At 59.5% G+C, this 1404-nt stretch carries 2 protein-coding genes; both read left to right on the top strand.

Annotated elements, in window-relative coordinates:
* The coding region (locus D8V06_RS12745) for a phosphoribosylformylglycinamidine synthase subunit PurQ (protein WP_177434414.1) at positions 1-1005 on the top strand (1005 nt) is incomplete at its 5' end.
* 5 nt (positions 1006-1010) lie between these two features.
* Positions 1011-1322, top strand: a complete 312-nt coding sequence (locus tag D8V06_RS12750; protein WP_130907863.1) for a YqfO family protein — start codon at positions 1011-1013, stop codon at positions 1320-1322.
* Positions 1323-1404 lie beyond the last annotated feature (82 nt).

Genomic DNA, 1404 nt, shown 5'->3' on the forward strand with positions numbered 1-1404 from the left:
GGCCAGATCAACATCACCTTCAACGGTGACACCGTGTTCGAAGGCCAGCGTCGTCTGTTGCAACGCCAGTGGGCCGAAACCAGCTACCAGATCCAGCGCCTGCGTGACAACGCCGACTGCGCCGATCAGGAATTCGATGTGCTGCTGGAAGAAGACAACCCGGGCCTGAGCGTCAAGCTCAGCTACGACGTCAACCAGGACATCGCCGCGCCTTACATCAAGAAAGGCATTCGCCCACAGGTTGCCGTGCTGCGTGAGCAGGGCGTCAACGGTCAGGTGGAAATGGCGGCGGCGTTCGACCGTGCCGGTTTCAACGCGATCGACGTGCACATGAGCGACATTCTGGCCGGCCGTGTCGACCTGAACGAGTTCAAGGGCCTGGTCGCTTGCGGCGGCTTCTCCTACGGCGACGTATTGGGTGCCGGTGAAGGCTGGGCGAAATCCGCGCTGTTCAACAGCCGTGCCCGCGATGCGTTCCAGGGTTTCTTTGAGCGTAACGACAGCTTCACCCTCGGCGTGTGCAACGGTTGCCAGATGATGTCCAACCTGCACGAATTGATCCCGGGCAGCGAGTTCTGGCCGCACTTCGTGCGTAACCGTTCCGAGCAGTTCGAAGCCCGTGTGGCGATGGTGCAGATCCAGGAATCGAACTCGATCTTCCTGCAGGGCATGGCCGGTTCGCGTATGCCGATCGCCATCGCTCACGGCGAAGGTCATGCCGAGTTCTCCAGCGAAGAAGCTTTGCTGGAAGCCGATCTGTCCGGTTGCGTGGCGATGCGTTTCGTCGACAACCACGGCAAGGTCACCGAAACCTACCCGGCCAACCCGAACGGTTCGCCGCGCGGGATCACCGGTTTGACCAGCCGCGACGGTCGCGTAACGATCATGATGCCGCACCCGGAGCGTGTGTTCCGTGCCGTGCAGAACTCGTGGCGTTCGGAAGACTGGAACGAAGACGCACCTTGGATGCGCATGTTCCGTAATGCTCGCGTTTGGGTGAACTAAGCGCTGTGTACAAGCTCTGCTTTTTTGTTCCTGACAGTCATGTCGAAGTGGTCAAAAGCGCCGTATTCGCCGCTGGTGGCGGACGGATCGGTGCTTACGATCACTGCGCCTGGCAGGTGTTGGGCCAAGGCCAGTTTCGTCCATTGGACGGCAGCCAGCCGTTCATTGGCGAAGCGGGGCAGGTCGAACGGGTGGAGGAATGGAAAGTTGAGCTGGTGGTGGCCGATGAGTTGATTCGCCCGGTAGTGGCGGCTCTGAAGCAGAGCCATCCCTACGAGACGCCGGCTTACGAGGTGTGGCGGTTGGAGGATTTTTGATTCTCCTGCTGCTCAAATGAAAAACCCGCTGAAAGTGATTTCAGCGGGTTTTTTTATTGCTCAGGATGATCGTTCCCACGCT

This window comes from Pseudomonas sp. Sample_24 (genome assembly GCF_004307605.1).
Taxonomy (GTDB): Bacteria; Pseudomonadota; Gammaproteobacteria; order Pseudomonadales; family Pseudomonadaceae; genus Aquipseudomonas.